The 18,865-nt window shown below is 60.8% G+C and carries 19 protein-coding genes and 1 pseudogene; 6 read left to right on the forward strand and 14 right to left on the reverse strand.

Going from position 1 to position 18,865, the window contains the following annotated elements; translation table 11 throughout:
* Window positions 1-81: 81 nt before the first annotated feature.
* Window positions 82-681, reverse strand: coding sequence for a superoxide dismutase (locus tag BW974_RS04425; protein WP_076428353.1), 600 nt, complete (start codon window positions 679-681; stop codon window positions 82-84).
* Window positions 682-981: 300 nt separating this feature from the next.
* Entirely contained in the window at window positions 982-2,385 is a 1,404-nt protein-coding gene (locus BW974_RS04430; protein ID WP_076428356.1) for a cryptochrome/photolyase family protein, read from the reverse strand.
* Between the two features lie 156 nt (window positions 2,386-2,541).
* On the opposite strand from BW974_RS04430, the gene BW974_RS04435 reads away from it, so the two are divergent.
* A complete protein-coding gene (locus BW974_RS04435) occupies window positions 2,542-4,101 on the forward strand; it encodes a long-chain-fatty-acid--CoA ligase (protein WP_076428359.1) in 1,560 nt (519 codons plus the stop codon).
* A 13-nt stretch (window positions 4,102-4,114) separates the two neighbouring features.
* Here the strand turns inward: BW974_RS04435 and BW974_RS04440 are convergent, their stop codons facing one another.
* From BW974_RS04440 to BW974_RS04450, 3 genes are read right to left on the reverse strand one after another with little or no spacing between them, the layout of a single operon-like run.
* Window positions 4,115-5,146 carry a PrsW family intramembrane metalloprotease gene (locus BW974_RS04440; RefSeq protein ID WP_245799894.1) on the reverse strand — a complete coding sequence of 344 codons (1,032 nt, stop codon included), beginning with the start codon at window positions 5,144-5,146 and terminating at the stop codon, window positions 4,115-4,117.
* Window positions 5,143-6,330 carry a lactate 2-monooxygenase gene (locus BW974_RS04445; RefSeq protein ID WP_076428363.1) on the reverse strand — a complete coding sequence of 396 codons (1,188 nt, stop codon included), beginning with the start codon at window positions 6,328-6,330 and terminating at the stop codon, window positions 5,143-5,145. Before BW974_RS04445 ends, BW974_RS04440 begins: the two co-directional genes overlap by 4 nt.
* 25 nt (window positions 6,331-6,355) lie before the next feature.
* Window positions 6,356-7,438, reverse strand: a complete 1,083-nt coding sequence (locus BW974_RS04450; protein ID WP_076428365.1) for a putative sulfate/molybdate transporter — start codon at window positions 7,436-7,438, stop codon at window positions 6,356-6,358.
* Window positions 7,439-7,659: 221 nt separating this feature from the next.
* Here BW974_RS04450 and BW974_RS04455 point away from each other — a divergent pair, with 221 nt between their 5' ends.
* The gene (locus BW974_RS04455; RefSeq protein ID WP_076428367.1) at window positions 7,660-8,439 is read left to right on the forward strand and encodes an SDR family NAD(P)-dependent oxidoreductase; all 780 of its coding nucleotides are present in this window, start codon (window positions 7,660-7,662) and stop codon (window positions 8,437-8,439) included.
* Between the two features lie 214 nt (window positions 8,440-8,653).
* Here BW974_RS04455 and BW974_RS24555 read toward each other — a convergent pair whose 3' ends face one another.
* A complete protein-coding gene (locus BW974_RS24555) occupies window positions 8,654-8,881 on the reverse strand; it encodes a hypothetical protein (RefSeq protein ID WP_139328812.1) in 228 nt (75 codons plus the stop codon).
* A gap of 164 nt (window positions 8,882-9,045) precedes the next feature.
* Between BW974_RS24555 and BW974_RS04460 the strand changes: the two genes are divergently transcribed.
* From BW974_RS04460 to BW974_RS04470, 3 genes are all read left to right on the forward strand, one after another.
* Window positions 9,046-10,053: a TIGR04024 family LLM class F420-dependent oxidoreductase gene (locus BW974_RS04460; protein ID WP_076428369.1), complete on the forward strand. Its 1,008-nt coding sequence runs from the start codon at window positions 9,046-9,048 to the stop codon at window positions 10,051-10,053.
* A gap of 264 nt (window positions 10,054-10,317) precedes the next feature.
* Window positions 10,318-10,662, forward strand: coding sequence for a 2Fe-2S iron-sulfur cluster-binding protein (locus BW974_RS04465; RefSeq protein WP_076428371.1), 345 nt, complete (start codon window positions 10,318-10,320; stop codon window positions 10,660-10,662).
* Complete coding sequence (locus BW974_RS04470; RefSeq protein WP_076428373.1) at window positions 10,655-11,071, forward strand: luciferase domain-containing protein; 417 nt, start codon at window positions 10,655-10,657, stop codon at window positions 11,069-11,071. Before BW974_RS04465 ends, BW974_RS04470 begins: the two co-directional genes overlap by 8 nt.
* Window positions 11,072-11,088: 17 nt before the next feature.
* Here the strand turns inward: BW974_RS04470 and BW974_RS04475 are convergent, their stop codons facing one another.
* From BW974_RS04475 to BW974_RS04480, 3 genes are read right to left on the reverse strand one after another with little or no spacing between them, the layout of a single operon-like run.
* Complete coding sequence (locus BW974_RS04475; RefSeq protein ID WP_076428375.1) at window positions 11,089-11,319, reverse strand: hypothetical protein; 231 nt, start codon at window positions 11,317-11,319, stop codon at window positions 11,089-11,091.
* On the reverse strand, window positions 11,319-11,462 hold the full coding sequence (locus tag BW974_RS25395; RefSeq protein ID WP_175609624.1) for a hypothetical protein: 144 nt from the start codon (window positions 11,460-11,462) through the stop codon (window positions 11,319-11,321). Before BW974_RS25395 ends, BW974_RS04475 begins: the two co-directional genes overlap by 1 nt.
* Window positions 11,463-11,507: 45 nt before the next feature.
* The gene (locus tag BW974_RS04480; RefSeq protein WP_245799895.1) at window positions 11,508-12,497 is read right to left on the reverse strand and encodes a DMT family transporter; all 990 of its coding nucleotides are present in this window, start codon (window positions 12,495-12,497) and stop codon (window positions 11,508-11,510) included.
* A 162-nt stretch (window positions 12,498-12,659) separates the two neighbouring features.
* Here BW974_RS04480 and BW974_RS04485 point away from each other — a divergent pair, with 162 nt between their 5' ends.
* Window positions 12,660-14,351, forward strand: a complete 1,692-nt coding sequence (locus tag BW974_RS04485) for a thiamine pyrophosphate-binding protein (RefSeq protein ID WP_076428377.1) — start codon at window positions 12,660-12,662, stop codon at window positions 14,349-14,351.
* Between the two features lie 39 nt (window positions 14,352-14,390).
* Here BW974_RS04485 and BW974_RS04490 read toward each other — a convergent pair whose 3' ends face one another.
* From BW974_RS04490 to folP, 5 genes and pseudogenes are all read right to left on the reverse strand, one after another.
* Complete coding sequence (locus BW974_RS04490; protein ID WP_076428379.1) at window positions 14,391-15,026, reverse strand: class I SAM-dependent methyltransferase; 636 nt, start codon at window positions 15,024-15,026, stop codon at window positions 14,391-14,393.
* A gap of 205 nt (window positions 15,027-15,231) precedes the next feature.
* Window positions 15,232-16,641 carry an FAD-binding oxidoreductase gene (locus BW974_RS04495; protein ID WP_076428381.1) on the reverse strand — a complete coding sequence of 470 codons (1,410 nt, stop codon included), beginning with the start codon at window positions 16,639-16,641 and terminating at the stop codon, window positions 15,232-15,234.
* A gap of 73 nt (window positions 16,642-16,714) precedes the next feature.
* Complete coding sequence (locus BW974_RS04500; RefSeq protein WP_076428383.1) at window positions 16,715-17,278, reverse strand: maltose acetyltransferase domain-containing protein; 564 nt, start codon at window positions 17,276-17,278, stop codon at window positions 16,715-16,717.
* A gap of 70 nt (window positions 17,279-17,348) precedes the next feature.
* The gene (locus BW974_RS04505; RefSeq protein ID WP_076428385.1) at window positions 17,349-18,038 is read right to left on the reverse strand and encodes a 6-hydroxymethylpterin diphosphokinase MptE-like protein; all 690 of its coding nucleotides are present in this window, start codon (window positions 18,036-18,038) and stop codon (window positions 17,349-17,351) included.
* A gap of 17 nt (window positions 18,039-18,055) precedes the next feature.
* Window positions 18,056-18,865: pseudogene (gene folP, locus BW974_RS04510) on the reverse strand (dihydropteroate synthase); the annotation flags it as partial.

Genomic DNA, 18,865 nt, shown 5'->3' on the forward strand with positions numbered 1-18,865 from the left:
CTGTTAAACCTTGAGGAGAAGTTCGCTAACACACGGCATGATATTCCGGCAAAAAAGGCCCCTTTCGGGTATTTTGGCGAATTACGCGCTTTGGGCCTCGTCGAGTCGCTCCGCCACATCGTCCCAGTTCACCACGTCCCAGAAGTTGTCCACGTACTCGCCGCGGTTGTTCTCGTACTGAAGGTAGTAGGCGTGCTCCCACACGTCGAGCACGAGCAGGGGTTCCGCCATCGGACTCTGGTTCTGGTGGTTCTCGGCCATGGTCACGATGGGTTTGTCCGCCACGTAGTCGTACACTAACATCCCCCATCCGGAACCTTCGACGCCCTTTGCGGCCGCCGAAAAGTGGCTCTTGAACTGGTCGAAACCGCCGAAATGCTCGTCCATCGCGTCGGCGAGTTCGCCGCCAGGTTCCCCGCCCCCGTCCGGGGACATGTTCTCCCAGAAGACGCTGTGGTTGATGTGCCCCGAGAGGTTGAACGCGAGGTTTCGCTCGACGCCCTTCACGTCGCCCCAGTCGTCGTTATCGCGCATCGTTTCTAATTTGTCGAGCGCGGCGTTCGCACCATCGACGTAGCCTTGATGGTGGATGTCGTGGTGCAGTTCCATGATTCGCGCGTCGATTGTCGGTTCCAGTGCGTCGTAGTCGTATGGTAACTCCGGTAGTTCGTAGGTTGCCATAATTACCCCCGTCAACTCTGGTCAACGGAGGTCGTGTTAAGTGTTGAGGCAAACTGCGATGGGGTGTTTGGGATGCATCCGACAAGCAAATTTGCGATGGAATTTTCGCTAATCACGGGCTGTTCTGGTAGATGGAGGGCGAAAGAGGTTTGAGCGACTGAAAGGAGCGAAAACCGACTGAGGGAACCACGAACTCGCTTCGCTCGTCCGCGATTCCCTCATCCTCCATCCACCGAGGCCCGCGGATTATTGGCAAAAATGCCGAAACGAAACTTCTTGTCGATACTTTTCTCTCTCGGACTATCCCTTCGCGTTTTCGAACATCGTAATCGCATCTTCACGCCGTTCGGAGTGGTCAACGATAGGGTCGGGATAGTCGGGCGCGAGGTTCTCGCGTTCGTCGCCGTCCAGTTCGTTCCACCTGTGAATCTTCTTCGGCGGAACATCTTCCAGTTCCGGGACGAACCGCTTGATGTACTCCGCGTCAGAGTCGAACCGCTCGCCCTGCGTCATCGGATTGAAGATGCGGAAGTACGGTTGGGCGTCTGTGCCGGTCGAGGCCGCCCACTGCCACCCGCCGTTGTCGTTCGCAGTGTCGTGGTCGACGAGTTTCTGCCGGTACCAGTCGTAGCCCTCGCGCCAATCCACGAGCAGGTCTTTCGTCAGAAAGGCCGCGACGACCATCCGAACGCGGTTGTGAACCCACGCTTCCTCGCGCAGTTGACGCATTCCGGCGTCCACGATTGGATAGCCCGTTTTTCCATCTTTCCACGCCTGCACCCCTTCTGGGTCGTCGCGCCACGCGATTTCGTACTGGTAGTCTTTGTAGTTCTCCACGACGACATCCGGGCGATTGTCGAGGACGTGCGCGTAGAAATCGCGCCACGCGAGTTGGCGCTGGAAGCCATCGACGGAATCCGCATCCTCGGCGCTCTCGGCGTCGTTTTTCGCCTGCTCCGTCGTCTCCCACACTTCCCGAATCCCGATGGTGCCGAACTTGAGATGCGGGGAGAGACGAGAGGTACACTCCCGAGCGGGGTAATCGCGCTCCTCGTCGTAGGAATACACCTCGTTTTCACAGAACGCGGAAAGCAGTTCGCGGGCGGTTTCGGTACTCCCCGACGGAACTTCGGCTTCCGGTTCCTCAAACCCGAGGTCGGCGAGCGTCGGCAGGTCGTCGTTTTCGACCTCACTTCCCTCCAAATCGGCCACGTCTACGACTTCCGCCGGGGAATCGAACGAATCGTCCTTTCCTCGGTCGCGCCACTTCTTCCAGAAGTAGGTGAAAACTGAGTAGTAGTCGCCCTGATTCGTCGTGATGCTTCCGGGCGTGTGGAGCAGGGAATCGTGGAAACTCTGGTGAACGATTCCGTCCTCCTCCAGCGCGTTCCGCACCTCGTCGTCGCGGCGTTTCGCCAATCCGGAGTAGTCGCGGTTCCAGACCACCTGCTCCACGTCGAGCAATTCCGCGATTCGCGGAATCTCCTCGCGCGGGTCGCCGTGGACGACTAGCAAATCTCCACCTCGCTCGCGGTACGACTCGCGAAGCGATTCGAGCGCGGAAAGCATGAACGAAACGCGCGGCGGAGCGGCGTGCGCGAGCACCTCGCGGTCGAACACGAACACAGGAACCACGGGGTCGCCGGAGGCGAGCGCCCGATTGTCTTCAACCCGAAGGTCGCGGCGATGCCAGTGTAGGTTCATGGCGGGAGAACGACGAGCATCCTCTTAAGGGGCGAACCCACTTTGTGTGGTTCGTCCCGACCGATGGAAGTGGTGAAGCGAGGACACACCGAACGGCGGTTCCCCCGCACGATTTTCAGTGATGTTTTATGCCACCCGCCCTCGTTACAAACCACCATGGTAAATCTTACCGCGTCCGTTGCGAACACGGTTTCCGACCACCCGGACGAACCGGCCATCGTCACTGACGACCAAACGCTGACCTACGAAGACCTGTGGGCACAAATCAGCGGGTTTGCTGGCGGACTCGCGGAGCGAGGTATCGGCGAGGACGACCGGGTTGCAATCTATCTCCCGAACGTTCCACAGTTCGTCGTCACGTTCCACGGAACGCTCATGGCAGGCGGCGTCGTGGTTCCGATGAATCCACAGTACAGGTCGCGCGAAATCAGCCACCTGCTCGCCGACAGCGGCGCGAAAGTCGTCGTGACGCTTCCCGACCTCGTCCCCTTCGTGGAGGAAGTGCAGGACGAAACGGCTGTCGAACACGTCGTCACGCTCGGCGAGACTGACGGCGACGATATTTTCTTTGGCAATTTCCTCGCCGAGGGCGACGGCGAAATCGCGGAGAGGGCGGACGACGACCTCGCAGTTCAACCGTACACCAGCGGGACGACCGGCACCCCGAAAGGCGTGGAACTTACGCACGAAAACCTCACGTCGAACGCGGAGGCCTCCGCGGAACTGGTTTCCGGTGGAATCGGGACGGACGACTCCCTTTTGGGCGTGCTTCCGCTGTTCCACATCTACGGCATGACGGTCTGTATGAACGGAACACTGTTCCGCGGTGGGGCGTTCTATCCCCTGCCGACGTGGGACGCCCAGCAGGCCCTCTCCGTGGTCGAGGAGGAGGAACTGACGATAATGCACGGCGTTCCCGCGATGTACAACGACGTTATCAACCAACCGAACGCGGCGGAGTTCGATTTGTCCTCGGTTCGACTCGCCGGAGTCGGCGGCGGCGGCATCCCAATCGAAGTGCTCCGACGCTTCGAGGAACTGTACGACGCGAAAATCTACGAGGGGTACGGACTGACGGAAACGAGTCCGGTAACCCATTTCAACACGCCAGACAACGGACGCCGAGTCGGGAGCATCGGAACCACGATTCAGGGCGTCAGTGCCCGCGTCGTGAACGGGGATTTCGAGGAACAGTCTCCCGTCCCAGAAGGCCCGCTGGCGGAGGACGACGCGGAACTGGACGACGTGACCGGCGAAATCGTCGTCGCCGGACCGAACGTCATGCGCGGCTATGCCGGACTCGCTGGCGCGACGAAAGAGGCGTTTACCGAAACTGACGGCAAACGCTGGTTCCACACGGGAGATATCGGCTACTGGGACGAAGACGGCTTTTTCTACGTGGTAGACCGCAAGAAACACATGATAAACACCGCGGGCTACAACGTCTACCCGCGAGAAGTCGAAGAACTCCTCTTCGAACACGAGGCCGTGGCCGACGCGGCGGTCGTCGGGATTCCCGACGACCGCCGAAACGAGACGGTGAAAGCGTTCATCGTCCCGGTTCCAGACGCCGACATCACGGCGGAAGAAATTCAGGAGTACTGTTTGGACAACATCGCGGCCTACAAACATCCGCGGGAAGTCGCGTTCGTGGAGGAACTGCCGCGGACGACGACCGGAAAAGTGCAGAAGTTCGAGTTGGTCGAACAGGGATAACCTGAACGAAACGCTACCAACCCAACCGAATCTGCCCCTCGTAATACTCTCGCGCGCGACGAATCTTTTGGAACAGATAGCCACCGACGAGTCCCGCAAAGACGAGGACGTAGACGAGCAACCAGAACAGAGCATCGCCGCCCACGACCGACGCCATCGTTTCGGTGACGAATCCAGCAGTCGAGTTGTAAAAGCCGTGGAGAACGGCAGGAATGGCAATTCCTTTGACGATTATCGGCCCACGGTTTGCGGGGACGATTTTGGCTAATCCGAGGTAGTAGCCCGAAATCGCGGCCCAGAGGACGTGATTCGGCCCGACGATTGCCCGTGTCACCGCAACTCCGGAAACCGTAACCGAAGTTCCGACCCCACCGTTTACGTTCACCGACCCGACGACGTAGGTCAGATTCTCGATGGTCGCAAAGCCCAGTCCGGCCATCGCGCCGTACACCGCGCCATCGACTGCAGTCTGGAAGTGCGGCGTTCGGTAGGCGTGAAACCGCACTGCGAGCCATTTGACGGTCTCCTCGACCGGCCCGACGACGAGGAAGAAAAACGGGACGATGGCGAGGACGCCGATCCCGAGTCCGGACAGCGCGAACGCGCCGACGGTGTTGATTATCGCGGCGAACGCGGCGAACACTACTCCGAGGAGAAAGGTGACGACGAGCGTCGGAAGCGGTTCCCGTTCGGTCGGGTCGGCCCGCCAAATGTAGAACGCGAGCAGGAGCGCCGGAATCACCGACAGAAACGAAAAGACACCGAGCAGTGGGCGTTCTGCGACCGTCGCACCGACCAGAACGAGTTCGGCGAGGACGAAGGTGAGCGCGAGAAGCAGCGTTAGTCCACGAGTCGCACCCGTGAGCAGTCGATAGAGTCGAAGCGCGAGTCGGTCGGTCGTCGTCCGTGGCTCCCACGATTCGATGTCGTAAGAGTCCTCTCGCGTCTCGATTCTGTTCTCGGGGTCGTCCATCACGGGCGCTACGTGCGCCAGATGCAAATCGGTTGTTGCGGTCGAGTAGCAGGTGTCCCGGTGACCGGTCACTCGGAATCGGACTCGACCAGCACCGACCTGTCTACGGTTTCGAACGAATCGTGACCCGACAGCGCGAGCGTCAGGTCGAGGTCGGCGAGGAAGTTCTGTAACACTTCTCGAACTCCGTCCTCGCCGTCGATTGCGAGGCCGTAGACGTAGGGCCGTCCGAGCAGAATCGCGTCCGCGCCCAAGGCGATTGCCCGGAAGGCATCCGCCCCTCGGCGGATGCCGCTGTCGAACAGCACGGGAACCTCGTCGCCGACTTCGTCAATGATTCCCGGAAGTGCCGACAGTGCGCCTATCGCACCGTCAACCTGTCGCCCGCCGTGGTTCGAGACGACGAGGCCGTCTACCCCACGCTCGACCGCCTCGCGGGCATCCTCCGGGTGGAGGATGCCCTTCAGCACGATTGGTAGGTCGGTGTGCTCGCGGAGGAAATCGAGGTCGTCCCACGTCAGACTGGGGTCGCCGAAGATTTCGGTGAACCGCCAGACCGCGGCGCTCGGGTCGTCCTCCGGCGGAGAATCGAGCGACTCTCGAAAGGCGGGGTCGGTGAAGTAGTTCGCCACGCCTTCTTGGTCGAGGAAGGGGAGGTAGGCGTGTTTCACGTCGCGCTCCCGCCAGCCCATAATCGGCGTGTCGAGCGTGACGACGATGGCCTCGAATCCAGCGTCTTCGGCCCGTTCGAGAAAACTCGCGGTCACGTCGCGGTCGGCGCTCCAGTAGAGTTGGAACCAGCCGAGCGTGTCGCCGAGTTCGTCGGCCACGTCCTCCATCGTCTCCGAAGACGCGGAACTCAGGACGAGCGGAACGTCCATCGATTTCGCGGCTCTTGCGGCGGCAAGTTCGCCCTTCTCGTGGATGATGGATTGGACGCCGATGGGCGCGAGCAGGACGGGAACCGGAAGTTCCCGTCCGAACAGGGAAACGGACAAATCGCGCTCTTCCACGTCGCGGAGCATCCGCGGGACGATTCGCCAGCGGTCGAACGCCGAGCGATTTTCGTCCTTCGTGCTCTCGGCACCCGCCGACCCCGCGACGTAGGCGTGGGCCTCCGGCGACAGCGATTCGCGGGCGAGTTCGGCGAGTTTTTCCGGCGATGTCGGAAGGTCTGGGGTCTGATTCGCAAGCATCCCGCCAGCGTACACTTCCCGCTGGCGATTCGGGCCGTAGGGTTCCGAAGGGTCACTCATAGCATAGCTGACAGGCGCGCAACGATTATACTTTTCTCCGGAGCCACCAGCCCAGAACGCCGACGACGAACGCGATTCCGACGTTCGTGAGCAGGCCGAGAATCCCGATTCCGACCGCCAGCAAACGGTCGTCGGTTCGAAGCCCCGCACGTCCGAGTTCGACTGCGACGAGGAGGAGAACGACGCCCAAGACGGAAAGCGGAAACGCCGCGACGAGATGCACCGCAAACAGGGCCGCGAGCGCGTAAAACAGGCCGAGAACGAGGTTCGCGGTAGCGGTTCGCGCGCCGAAGGTGTACTTTCCCGCGACGCCGCCGCTTCCGTGACACATCGGCATCGCGCCGAAGGGAACCGCAAGGAGGTTCATGACGCCCATGCTGGTCGCCAGTTCGTCCGGGGACACCTCGGCCTCCAGCAGGTCGGACAGGAGCAGTGAGGTCGCGACCGCCGCGTTTCCGACCGTCATGGCCAACTGTCCAGCGGTCGCCGAGAGGACGCCCGACCCGAGCGCCGAGGCGCGAGGGAGGGCGAACGAAATCGCCGGAATGCTGGCCGTCGGCAGTCCGACGCGGAATCCGGCGAACGCGAACCCAAGCGCGAGTATCACGAGCGCGCTGGTTTTTCGATAGCCCGCCCCAGCCATAACGAGTGCGACGAAAAGCGCGAGTCCCGCGAGCGTCGGGTTCGAAAGTACGAGGCCGACGCCCGTCTCGGCGAGAAGGAGCGCAACCGCAACCTGAATCCCGCGAACGACCGGTTCGCCGACGTGTTCCGTGAGTCGTTCGAGGCTTCTCGTTTTACCGAGAACGAGGAGGACGAAACCGGCGAGCAGGCCAGCGGTCAGGAGTTCGTCGCCCGAAAGCGCGCCCGCGATTGCCAGCGCGGCGAGCGCCTTCATCGGTTCGACGGACATCGGCAGGCCGTAGCGAACGCCCCAGACGACCTGAAAGACGGCGAATCCGAGCAGGAGCACTGCGAGGTCTAAATCGGTCAGCGCGGCCACCGCCACGACGACCGGCAGGACGGTTATCGAATCGCCCACCGCGCCGGTCACTTCCCCAACAGTGAATTTGAATTGCCGGTCGTCACCGAACGCGGCTTCGGCCATTTGGGAAAATTCACGGACGCAACTGTGATAGGTTTACTGAGAAACCCTTTCCGGCCACTATTCGACCATTTCGAAACCAAAATCAGTTTCTTTGCGGATGGGAAGTTTCGGTTTTGTTCCCGATTTTGTCTTCCTAATCGAATTTCCGCCACGACAAGACCTTTCGTTTTGGCTAGGCTACTGACAGCTATGTTCGAATTTCGCGCGGGAGGCGGGGAGCGTTGACCACCGACCAGTTTTCAGTCGCCGGGAAGACGGTCATCGTCACCGGAGCATCCAGCGGAATCGGCAGGGTCGTCGCGGAGCGATTCGCGGACGACGGCGCGAACGTCGTGGTCTGTTCGCGCGAACAGGCAAACGTTGACCCCGTGGCCGAGGAAATCGGTGAAAACGCTCTCGCAGTCGAATGCGACGTGACCGACCGCGATGCAGTCGATGCGCTCGTCTCCGCCACCGTCTCCGAGTTCGGCGCTCTCGATGTGCTGGTGAACAACGCCGGGGCGAGTTTCATGGCGGGCTTCGACGACATCAGCCCGAACGGATGGGCGAAGGTGATGGATATCAACCTGACCGGAACGTACCACTGCACGCAAGCGGCAGGTGAGGCGCTGAAGGAGGAATCGAAGGGAGCGAAAACCGGCGCGTCGGTCATCAACATCGCCAGCGTCGCGGGTCAACAGGGGTCGCCGTACATGAGCCACTACGGAGCGGCGAAAGCCGGGGTCATCAACCTCACGCGCTCGCTGGCGTTCGAGTGGGCTGGTTCCGACGTTCGGGTGAACTGCGTTGCCCCCGGATTCGTGGCAACCGAGGGACTGGAATCACAGATGGGAATCAGCGCGGACGATGTGGCGCGCGAGGACGTCGAACGACGGGTCGGCTTGAGCGAGGAAATCGCCGACGTGGTGCAGTTTTTGGCCAGTCCGGCCTCCTCCTACGTCGTCGGCGAGACGATTACCGCGGCGGGTGTTCCCGATATTATGGAATCCCCCGAACTCTGAGGAAGCGGTTTGGAGTGAGTGGAATGGATAGCGGAGGTTTGCGATTGGTCTTTCGTCTCGTCTACTGAAGTCCGTGTGATACGGTGTGGGAAGGTTCAGTGCGGTAGTTAGGAAATCACGACTCTACTGAAACCGCCCCGCACCGCGACAGCCACACCCTACCCAACCGATTCGCCCCCTCACTGTCGCTCGGTGGCTCATCCCTCGCGCGGCTTCAGCGAGGCTTCTCGGAGGACTGCTCGCGGTTGCACCGCTCGCATTCGAGATTTCTGTGAAATCTCGCTCTCCTCGACGACTCGCCAGCGCGCGCCACGTCGCTCGCTCGGGTAACCGGAAGGGTGCGCCAGCGCGTTCGCGTGAGCGACGAACGACAGTGAGGCGCGAGTGCAAGCCCGCGCTGGCGGGGGAGGAGTAGGGAGACTGCGGTGGCGGTTGCGGTCATGTGTTGTCGGCAACTGCTGACGGCATTCCCAGAATTGTTCGAATGACCGGCTGTTGGCCGTACTGAACCATCGAAATCGCCTACTGCTCCACACCTTCACGAAACCCATCTCATCGAAAACACCGATACTGATAGGAAGCCGCACGAAAAATCACCAGTCACGAATGTCCGCAGAGAGAACGGTTCACCTTCCGGTCGCGGCACAACCCAGCGTCGAAACCCTCGTCGACCTGACTCAGCAGGCAGAGGAGTTGGGCTACGAACGCGCGTGGCTTCCCGAAACGTGGGGTAGGGATGCAGTAACGAGTCTGACCGCGATGGCCCTCGGCACCGAGGAAATCGGACTCGGACCGTCGATTCTGAACGTCTATTCGCGCTCGCCCGCGCTCATCGGCCAGACTGCGGCAACCCTGCAAGAGGTCTCGGATGGTCGGATGCGAATCGGCCTCGGGCCAAGTGGGCCAGTCGTCATTCAGGGCTGGCACGGCGCGGAGTTCGACCGCCCGCTCCGGCGCACCCGCGAAACCATCGACATCGTGAAAAACGTGCTATCGGGCGAGACGGTGAACTACGACGGCGACTGCTTCACGCTGGCCGGGTTCCGTCTGCGCTGTGACGCGCCGGAAACACCACCTGCAATCGACGCCGCCGGGATGGGGCCGAAATCGGTCGAACTCGCGGGGCGATTTGCAGATGGCTGGCACGCAACCGTCTTTACGCCGGACGGAATGCGCGACCGACTGGAAGACCTCCGGCGCGGCGTTGAACTCGGCAACCGCGATGCCGACGACGTTCGGGTGACGCTTTCTTTGACCTGCTGTGCGCTGGAGGACGGCGAGCGTGCCCGAAAACTCGCTCGCCAGCACTCGGCCTTCTACGTCGGTGGGATGGGCACCTACTACCGGGATTCGCTGGCCCGGCAGGGCTACGAGGAACTCGCGAACGACATCTCCTCGGCGTGGGGAAGCGGCGACAAGGAACGGGCAACAGAACTCGTCGGCGACGAGTTGTTGGACGACCTCTGCGCCGCAGGGACGCCCGAGCGCGCCCGCGAGGAGTTCCAGAAGTTCGCCGAAATAGAGGGTGTCGATGCGGTCGCGGTTGGCTTCCCGCGCGGTGCGACGGTCGAAGACGCCCGAGAGACGATGACCGCGTTAGCGCCCAACGAGTAAGGCCACAGGCATATTTTTTCGGATGGACGAATTGGGATTGGGGGACACCGGGGCATTCTCCTTCGCGCCCATCCGACCGTGGCCTCTCGGGTTACTCCTCGCCCGAGCACGGCCAGACTTCCGACAACAGTCACGGCGACGATTGAGGATGCCTCCGTCGGTAGGCATCCTCGACCTTGCTCCGTCGATTCTCGGGTCGGTTCGAGTGCGGTAGTATCTCATTCTGCGGAAAGAGCAAAGTCACCTGCCAACCACTAGCACGGTATGCCAACCGTCCGATTTCGTGGAAGGGAGATCGATTGCGAGGAAGATGCAGTGCTAAGAAACGTGCTTCTCGATGCGGGTGAGACGCCGCACAACGGCACAGCCGACTATCTGAACTGCCGTGGAAACGGCGTCTGTGGAACCTGTGCAGTGGCCGTGGATGGCGTGGTCAGTGACCGAAACGCGAAGGAGAAAAGCCGTCTTTCGAAACCGCCGCACGACCCCGATTCGGGACTTCGGCTTTCGTGCCAGACCCGTGTTCTCGGCGACGTAGACGTGGAAAAGTACGGCGGGTTCTGGGGACAGAAGATGGAGATGGTCGAGGCGGGTGAGGGGAATGACTGAAGAAATCGACCGAATCGTCGCCGAGGTGTCGAACTGGGACGGAATCGAGGCGAACGAACACCGATTCGGCGGAACGGAGTTCCGCCTCGGCCCGCGGGAAATAGGCCACGTCCACGAGTGGGGTATCCTCGACATCGCGTTTCCGCGCCGGGTGCGCGACCAGTTGGTAGCCGACGGAAAAACCGGGCCGCACCACATCTATCCCGAATCGGGATGGACGACGTTCCGCGTCGGAGAGACGGGTGATGTGGACGACGCGCTCTGGTTACTACGGCTATCGTACCTGAGTCACGCGAAAATCATGCAAAAGTCGGCGGAGAGAGCGGGGGGGAATGTACTCACCGAACTCGACGTAGAGAACGAACTGACAGCCCTCGAACCGAGCGACGAACTACGGGCGGTGCTGTAGGGTTCGGAACTATTTCCTCAACTTCCCGCCCATTCCGTCGCCTTTTCGACGGCGTCCGCCCTCGAATCGGTTTCCGTGATGGTGTTCCACTCGTCTGCGTCCACGTCGTAAGCGTAGACCGCATACCCCTCGTCGCGGTAGGTCAGGTTTTCGACGTACAGTTCCGTCTCGTCGTCTTCGCTCAACCAGATTCGTATCTGCTTGCCACCTTCCAAATCCTCGCGTCGTCGCCAGCCCGAAATGGACACTACGACGACCCCCAATCCGTGATGCCGAGTACCGCGTCACAGTCGGGACACGTCCAGACTTTCGGCGTGCTGGCCGCGGCACCGCGTTCGAGTCGTTCTGCCCACTGAGTGATGTCTGTCTCGCAGTTCGGACAAATCGCCATGCAAACCGTGTCAACGCTGTTCGACTTGTAGGTTCGGGTGAACGATTATCGGCGGTAGTAGACGTTCCCCGAAACGACCACGGTTTCGGACGACGACCCGCCCGGAAGCGACCGGGACGGCCTGCGAGCCGCGACGACACCGCGTTTGAGGGTCGCCCACTTCAGCAGGATGAACCCGGCGACGATGACGAGGAAGCCGAGTATCGTGTTCTCGGTTATCGGTTCGCCGAGGAGGAGCCAGCCGAACAGGGTGGCGACCACCGGAACGACGTAGTTCACGAGATTTGCTTCGCTGGCACCGATTTGCTCGAGCAGGTCGAAGTAGACGAAGTAACCGACGATGCTGGCGACGAAGGCGAGGTAGGCGAGCGAGACGAGTGCAGTGGGAGACGGCGAGACGCTCGGAACCCCTCGAATCGCGGCGCTCGTCGCGTGGAGGAACAGCGCCCCGACGACCATCATCCACGTCTGTTGGGTCAACACCGGAAGCGTCGTCTGAATTTTCTGGGTCAGCACCGACGCAATGGCGAAGACGAGCGCGGCGACGAATAGCAAACCGACGCCGACGGTCCCCCCGCCGAGCGATGTCGGATTGGCGACCACGACGACGCCGAGCAGTGCGACCAGCACGCCCGCGATTTGGAACCGGCCGAATCGCTCGTTCGGCAGGAGCGTCACCGCAAACAGGGGCGTGACGACCGGTTTCAAGCTCAGGACGACTGCTGAGACGCCGCTCGTGACGTACTGCTGGCCGGTGAAGACGAGCGCGAGGTAGAAACCGAAGAGGAACACGCCGCCGATGGCGACGTAGAGCCAGTCGGTGCGGCTCGCTGGCCGCCACTGATAGCTCTCTCTGCGAATGCCGAGTCCGGCGACGACGACCAGCATCACCACGCTGGCAACGTCGTACCGGAGCGCCGCGAACAGCACGGGCGGGAAAGAACGAAGACCGGCTTCGATGGCGACGAACGACGACCCCCAGATGACCGACAGCAGAACGAACAGCACCGAATTTCGATATCGTGACAGATTCATTATGTTTCGTGGAACACTCCTTCGTAGTTGTGGAATACGCCTACTGGCTCGTGATACTTCAAAATTCTCGGAAACAGTGTACCAATTCACACAGTCACACACATCAAATATGATGAGGGATTGCCCCGGAAACGGTTTAGCGTCTCGCGTTCAGTCACACCCATGGCAGATACACGCACGGGGGCGGATTTGTTCACCGAAGCAATCGAATCCTACGGCGTTCGATACGTCTTCGGCAACCCCGGAACGACGGAGCTGCCCGTCATGCGCGCGCTGGGCGACAGCGAGTTGGAGTACGTCCTCGCCCCGCACGAGGACATCGCAGTTGGCATGGCCGCTGGATACGCCACCACTCGGCAGTACGATGCTGGCGACGAAAACTGCCCAGTCGGCGTCGTCAACCTCCACGTCGCGCCGGGTGTCGCACACGGACTCGGCAACCTCTACGGCGCGTCCGTGACGGGTGCTCCGATAGTCGTCACGGCGGGGGCGCACAGCCTCGATTTCCGCCACGAGGAACCGATTCTCTCCGGCGACCTGCTCGCCATGACCGACCAGTTCACGAAGTGGAGCGCGGAAGTGACCGACGTTTCGGCACTTCCGACGATGCTTCGGCGGGCGTTTCGCGTTGCTCAAACGCCGCCGACTGGGCCGGTTTTTCTCTCCCTCCCATTGGACGTGATGATGACCGAGACCGACGCCGAACCGCAACGAATCGGACGGATTCAGAATCCCGGTTCCGGCGACCCCACGGGAATTTCGGAGGCGGCGGATTTGCTCGAAAGAGCGAGTGACCCTGTGCTCGTCGTCGGCGACCACATTCCTCGTCACGGGGCCTACTCGGACACCGACCCGGTCGATGCCGCGGTTCGACTGGCGGAAGCGACCGGGGCGCGCGTTCACGCCGAAATTCTGACCTGCGAAGTTTCGTTCCCCGGCAAACATGAGCAGTGGGTGTCCCACATCCCCCCGGACGAAGACATCGCGGCGGCCGTGATGAACAGCGATACGGTCGTCTTCGCGGGCTGTTCGACCAACACGACCCTCACCCGCCACGACCGCGACCTCGTCCCCGACCACGCGACGATTATCGACCTGAACGACGACCGGTGGCAGGTCGGGAAGAACACCCCTGCGGACGTTGCGGTGACGGGTGACCTCGGACTCGTGATGGACGAAATCGCGGAGGAAGTCGAAATCGGGCAGGACGAAATTGACGAACGACTGGAGCGCGTCCAGCAGTTCAAAACCTTTGCCCAACAAAAAGTGGCCGAGATGGGTGAGGACCAGTCTCTTGACGACCCGCGCGCCTCGAAAGCCGAACTGGTTGACACCCTACGCGCAACCGTTCCGAACCCGTACATCGTTGACGAAGGCGTTACCTCGAAATACGCCATGCTGACGCGCTGGGCCTTCGAGCGCGAGGGCTACATCTCGAACAAAGGCGGCGGGTTGGGCTACGGCCTGCCTGCCGCCGTGGGAGCGGGAATGGCCGAAGCCGAGAAGGACGACCCCAGACAGGTCGTCGGGTTCATCGGCGACGGGTCGTACCTCTACTACCCGCACTCGCTCTACTCGGCGGCCCGGTACGACGTGGATATGACCGTCGTCGTCTCCGACAATCGCAACTACCGAATCCTGAAGGACAACACTAAAAAGCTGTTCGGCGGGGAGGACGACGACCACGAGTTCGTCGGGATGGACTTCGACCCACCGGTCGATATTCCGAAAAACGCCGAAAGCCACGGTGCAAGTGGCTATCTCGCGGAGTCAGTCGAGGACATCGAAGGAACGCTCGAAACCGCGCTCGCGGAGGACGGGCCGAGCGTGGTCGATGTGTTGGTTCACGACTGAGATTCCGATGGAATCTCAGTCGTTCACTTTTCGACTCGGTTACTTACCGGACGTTCGAAACACCCGAACCGTGTCCTGTTCTCCCACTTCGGAATCCACCTCGGTGAGACCGAGGTCGGTGAAAATCCGATTCCAGTTCCGGTAGTAGAGCGGAAAGTCGTCGTTAACGTAGTTGACGCCGAGTTCCGCCGATTCCGAGTCGTGGCCGTCAGCGGCGTCACTACCCTCGTTTTCCACCGTGATGAGCAGGTCGTCCGTAATCCGAGCGAGTTCCGTAAACACCCACTCGTCGTCGGGGTGAAGGTGTTGGAGCGTCTCAACGGAAAACACGGCATCGAACTGCCCGTCTTCGAAATCGCCCACGACGTTTTCGATTGCATCGTGGTAGAACGTTCCTTGCTTTGCGAGGTCGGGGTAGGTGTCGTCCATTACCTCGAAGGCTTCGTCGTTGATTTCGATGCCGAACAGATTCTCGTAGCCGTTTTCGAGGAGATAAGCGAGGTGTCTACCCGAACTGCATCCGAGTTCTAAGATGGCCGCGTTTGAACCGAGATGGGAGTCGAGATAGGAGCGTATCGACTCACTCGTCTCGTTCGGCCCGTAATGGGCGTAGTAGTCCGGCGAATACTCCCCCGACCGCTCCGCCCACGACTCTCGGACTTCGTTGGGGTTCACTCGAACAACTGCGCGCTCCGACCGTAAAGTCCCGCTGGTACCGACACGGTTCGGAACCACTCTTAACTGACTGGACTACGAAATGGGAACGATGTCGAACCTCCTTCTGTGTCCCGAATGTGGCTGGACTGGCTCGAAAGACAACCATGCTGGAACCCACATCTGTCCTGTGTGTGATACCGAAATCGACGGCTGAGGAGTGCACTCAGTCGCGCATCTGTCCGCCGCCGACCGTCTCCGGAAACATTTTCCCCGGATTCAGCGTGTCGTTCGGGTCGAGAGCGCGCTTGATTCGGCGCATCGCTTCGACGCTCTCCGCACCGTGTTCCAGTTCTAAATATTCGCGCTTTCCGCGCCCGATTCCGTGTTCGCCCGTGCAGGTGCCGCCGACCGAAATCGCCTTTTCGACGATTTCCAGCTGTACGTCCTTCGCCCGCGCGATGTAGTCGGGGTCGGATTCGTCCACGAGCACGGAGTAGTGGAGATTGCCGTCCCCGGCGTGGCCGAAACAGGGAATCAGCAACCCGTGTTCGTCGGCGAGTCGGGAGACGAGCCGAACCATCTCGGGATAGTGGCTGATTGGGACAGTCACGTCGCCGAGATGGAGCGGCGACAGTTCCGGGTCGTAAGCCTGCACCGCGAACGCGAGTTCTCGACGCGCCTGCCACAGGTCGTCCATGTCGTCGCCCCTGGCGACCTCGAATTGAGTCACATCGTGCGCCTCGAACACCGACCGGCAGAACTCGATTTCCTCCTCGATGCCGTGATTCGCGTGAAACTCCACGAACACCATCGGGGCGTCGGGAAGCGACGAGCCGGTGTAGGCGTTCGCCATCCCCGCGCTCGTCCCATCCACGAGTTCGATGGTCGCCACGTCAACCCCGGAGCGAACCGCGTCGGAAACCGCCTCGACTGCATCCGAAAGGGTTTCGAAAATCGCCCGACCGCCGCGAATCTGTTCCGGCAACCCGGCGAGTTCGAGCGTTGCCCGCGTCACGACCGCCAAGGTTCCCTCACTGCCGACGATGAGGTCTTTCAGGTTGTACCCGCTTGAGGTTTTGACCGCCTTGCTCCCCGCGGTGATAATCTCCCCATCCGCTAGCACCGCTTCGAGTTCCAGTACCCAATCGCTCACTTCGCCGTATTTCACGGTTTTCATCCCGCTGGCGTCGTTCGCTATCATCCCGCCAACCGTGGAGATGTCGCCCGAAGACGGAAGCGGCGGGAAAAACAGTCCGTGTTTTGCAACCGTCTCGTCCACGATTTTGCCGAGGATTCCCGGTTCCACGTCGATTTGAAAATCGTCCGGTCGTACCGCGAGGACGGCGTCCATCCGCGTCATATCGAGGCTGATGCCACCTCGTGAAGGTGTGGCGTTTCCCTCCAAACTCGTCCCTGCGGCGTAGGGCGTGACGGGAACCTCGTTCTCATCTGCGGCAGAGAGCACCGCTGAAACGTCTTTTGTTGATTCCGGCCAAACGACTGCGTCCGGACGGACGTGTTCGTCCTCGGGCGTTCCCCAATCTCCTGCGTGTTCGGAACGATGGGAATCACCGAACGAAATCTGGTTTTCGCCGAGTCGTAAGTCGCGAAGAAACGAACAGTCGTGCGTCATGCGATACCACACGACGTGTTATGAAATAAATCTGTTCGACGGACGAACGGCGAAAGCGATTCCGTCGTCTCTCTTATTCCGCTTCCAACTCTTTGATGACTTTCGCCGGATTTCCACCCACGACCACGTCATCCGGGACATCGTCGGTGACCACTGCGCCGGAGGAGATGACGACGTTGTCGCCTATCGTGACACCGGGATTGATAATCGCTCTCCCGCCAATCCAGACGTTATCGCCGATTGTGACCGGTTTGCCGTACTCTGGCCCCTCGATTCGCGTTTGCGCATCAATCGGATGTGTCGCGGTGTAGATGTGGACACCGGGGCCGAGCAGACAGTTTTGCCCGATTTCGACCCGGCAAACGTCCAGAATCACGCAGTCGAAATTGGCAAAGAAACCGTCGCCGACGTGGATGTTGTAGCCGTAGTCGCATCGAAACGGCGGTTTTGCTTCGACGCTCCCCTCCGTAGACCCGAACAGTTCCCGCAGGAGGGAACGACGTTTTTCGTGTTCGGTTTCGGCAGTGTTGTTGAACCGTCGGGTGAGATTTCTCGCCTGTTCGTGTTCCGCTTCCAAAGCCGGGTCGTCCGCGTCGTACAGGTCGCCCCGCAACATCTTTTCCTTCTCGGAGACCATTCTACGGTTCGATTTACTGTCTGTGCCTAAATACATTAGTGCAGTTTCGATAGCGAAATCTGCGATATCGCTACTTCGGAAGCCAACTCGCGTCGATTTCCTCACGCCGACCGTCGAGCACCGAAAATCGCTCTTCACGCCGCTGTTCCAACCAGTACAGCAGACGCTCCGCCCACTGCAATTTTTTCTGTTTCATCGCGTCAACGCCGGGGTCGTCGAAATCCCACCCGAGGAAAATCAGTTCCTCTGCTCCGAAATGGTCGGCCAGAAACGCCGCCCTGTCGCCGTCGGTGAACCCGCCGAAGTTTTCAACGGAACTTCGCGGTTCGGCCTGCGTCGTTGCCAGCACGTGATTCACGTCGAACGTCGGGACGACTGATTCGACTACGGGGACGTTGTCGCCGTGGGCGTGCGCCGCGACCGGAATCCCCTGTTCGGTCAACCCGCGGGCGGTTTCCGGATTTTTGTCGAGGTCGGTCACCATACAATCTACGGAGATTCCGGCGTCGAGGAGCACGTCGGTGGCAGTCGAAGCCGACAGCACCGTATCCGCATCTCTGGCTTTGTCGAGTTCGTTTTCGAGCGACGGCCCTGCTCCCGCGATAGCGACTGTTTTCCCGGCGAGGGCGTCGAATCTGGATTTATCGAACGGTTCTACAAAGTCAGCCAGCACGTCGCGGGCGCGTTCGTCGTCGTCTCGGGAAAAGCCGAAATCGGCGAGGATTTTTCGATAGACGGGTTCCCAGTCGACGAAGTTCATACGAGTTACTCGCCCGCTCTTTCGCGCCCGAACTCGTGGCCGATGAGCGCGGCGTCGAGCGTTTCTTTCACGTCGTGCGTTCGAATCACGTCGGCACCGCGTTCGACCGCCAGCGCCGTCGCCGCGAGACTCGCTGGCAGGCGGTCTTCGGTGTCCCTTCCCACGACTTCGCCGAGGAAGTTCTTCCGGTTGATGGAGACGAGAATCGGGCGTTCGAACCGGCGCAGTTCCCCGAGTCGGTCGAACGTTTCCCGGTCGTCCGCAAGCGTTTTGTCCTCGCTCCAGCCCCCGAACGCCGGGTCGAGGATGGTTTTGTCGGTCAGCGGTTCGCGCGCCAGTGCATCGTAGATGTCGTCCACGCGCGCTATCGCGCCGGGGCGTTGCAAATCCGGGGGACTGGCCATCTTCACGACGACGGCATCGTGGGCTTCACAGACGGATGCCATCTCCGGGTCGGCGAACCCACAGATGTCGTTGACCATGTCGAATCCCCGCGAGAGGGCTTCGTCTGCGACCTTGGCGTAGCGCGTTTCGATGGAGAACACCGCATCGTCAGCGTGCTCAACCGTTTCGATTGCGGTGTCGAGTCGGTCGAGTTCCTCCTCCGCGGTCAGCACTTCGAACCGCTTGTTCGCCGATTCTAATCCGATATCGACGATGTCGGCACCTTCACCGATAAGTTCGGAATCGACGTATTCGGCGGCGTCTACCGGGTTATCGTAGACACTTGGGTCGTAGGGAGATTCCTCGCTGACGTTCAGTACGCCCATGATTCGGGGCGGATGCGCCGGGCCGATTTCGAGTCCTCCGGCGGAGACGTTTTGCAT

This window comes from Haladaptatus litoreus, assembly GCF_900156425.1.
In the GTDB taxonomy this organism is placed as follows: Archaea; Halobacteriota; Halobacteria; order Halobacteriales; family Haladaptataceae; genus Haladaptatus; species Haladaptatus litoreus.

Excerpts from the sequence above, each read along its gene's own strand:
- BW974_RS04425 (WP_076428353.1), bottom strand. The coding sequence starts at position 681 with ATGGCAACCTACGAACTACCGGAGTTACCATACGACTACGACGCACTG.
- BW974_RS04430 (WP_076428356.1), bottom strand. The coding sequence starts at position 2,385 with ATGAACCTACACTGGCATCGCCGCGACCTTCGGGTTGAAGACAATCGG.
- BW974_RS04435 (WP_076428359.1), top strand. The coding sequence starts at position 2,542 with ATGGTAAATCTTACCGCGTCCGTTGCGAACACGGTTTCCGACCACCCG.
- BW974_RS04445 (WP_076428363.1), bottom strand. The coding sequence starts at position 6,330 with ATGAGTGACCCTTCGGAACCCTACGGCCCGAATCGCCAGCGGGAAGTG.
- BW974_RS04450 (WP_076428365.1), bottom strand. The coding sequence starts at position 7,438 with ATGGCCGAAGCCGCGTTCGGTGACGACCGGCAATTCAAATTCACTGTT.
- BW974_RS24555 (WP_139328812.1), bottom strand. The coding sequence starts at position 8,881 with ATGACCGCAACCGCCACCGCAGTCTCCCTACTCCTCCCCCGCCAGCGC.
- BW974_RS04460 (WP_076428369.1), top strand. The coding sequence starts at position 9,046 with ATGTCCGCAGAGAGAACGGTTCACCTTCCGGTCGCGGCACAACCCAGC.
- BW974_RS04465 (WP_076428371.1), top strand. The coding sequence starts at position 10,318 with ATGCCAACCGTCCGATTTCGTGGAAGGGAGATCGATTGCGAGGAAGAT.
- BW974_RS04470 (WP_076428373.1), top strand. The coding sequence starts at position 10,655 with ATGACTGAAGAAATCGACCGAATCGTCGCCGAGGTGTCGAACTGGGAC.
- BW974_RS25395 (WP_175609624.1), bottom strand. The coding sequence starts at position 11,462 with ATGGCGATTTGTCCGAACTGCGAGACAGACATCACTCAGTGGGCAGAA.
- BW974_RS04480 (WP_245799895.1), bottom strand. The coding sequence starts at position 12,497 with ATGAATCTGTCACGATATCGAAATTCGGTGCTGTTCGTTCTGCTGTCG.
- BW974_RS04485 (WP_076428377.1), top strand. The coding sequence starts at position 12,660 with ATGGCAGATACACGCACGGGGGCGGATTTGTTCACCGAAGCAATCGAA.
- BW974_RS04495 (WP_076428381.1), bottom strand. The coding sequence starts at position 16,641 with ATGACGCACGACTGTTCGTTTCTTCGCGACTTACGACTCGGCGAAAAC.
- BW974_RS04500 (WP_076428383.1), bottom strand. The coding sequence starts at position 17,278 with ATGGTCTCCGAGAAGGAAAAGATGTTGCGGGGCGACCTGTACGACGCG.
- BW974_RS04505 (WP_076428385.1), bottom strand. The coding sequence starts at position 18,038 with ATGAACTTCGTCGACTGGGAACCCGTCTATCGAAAAATCCTCGCCGAT.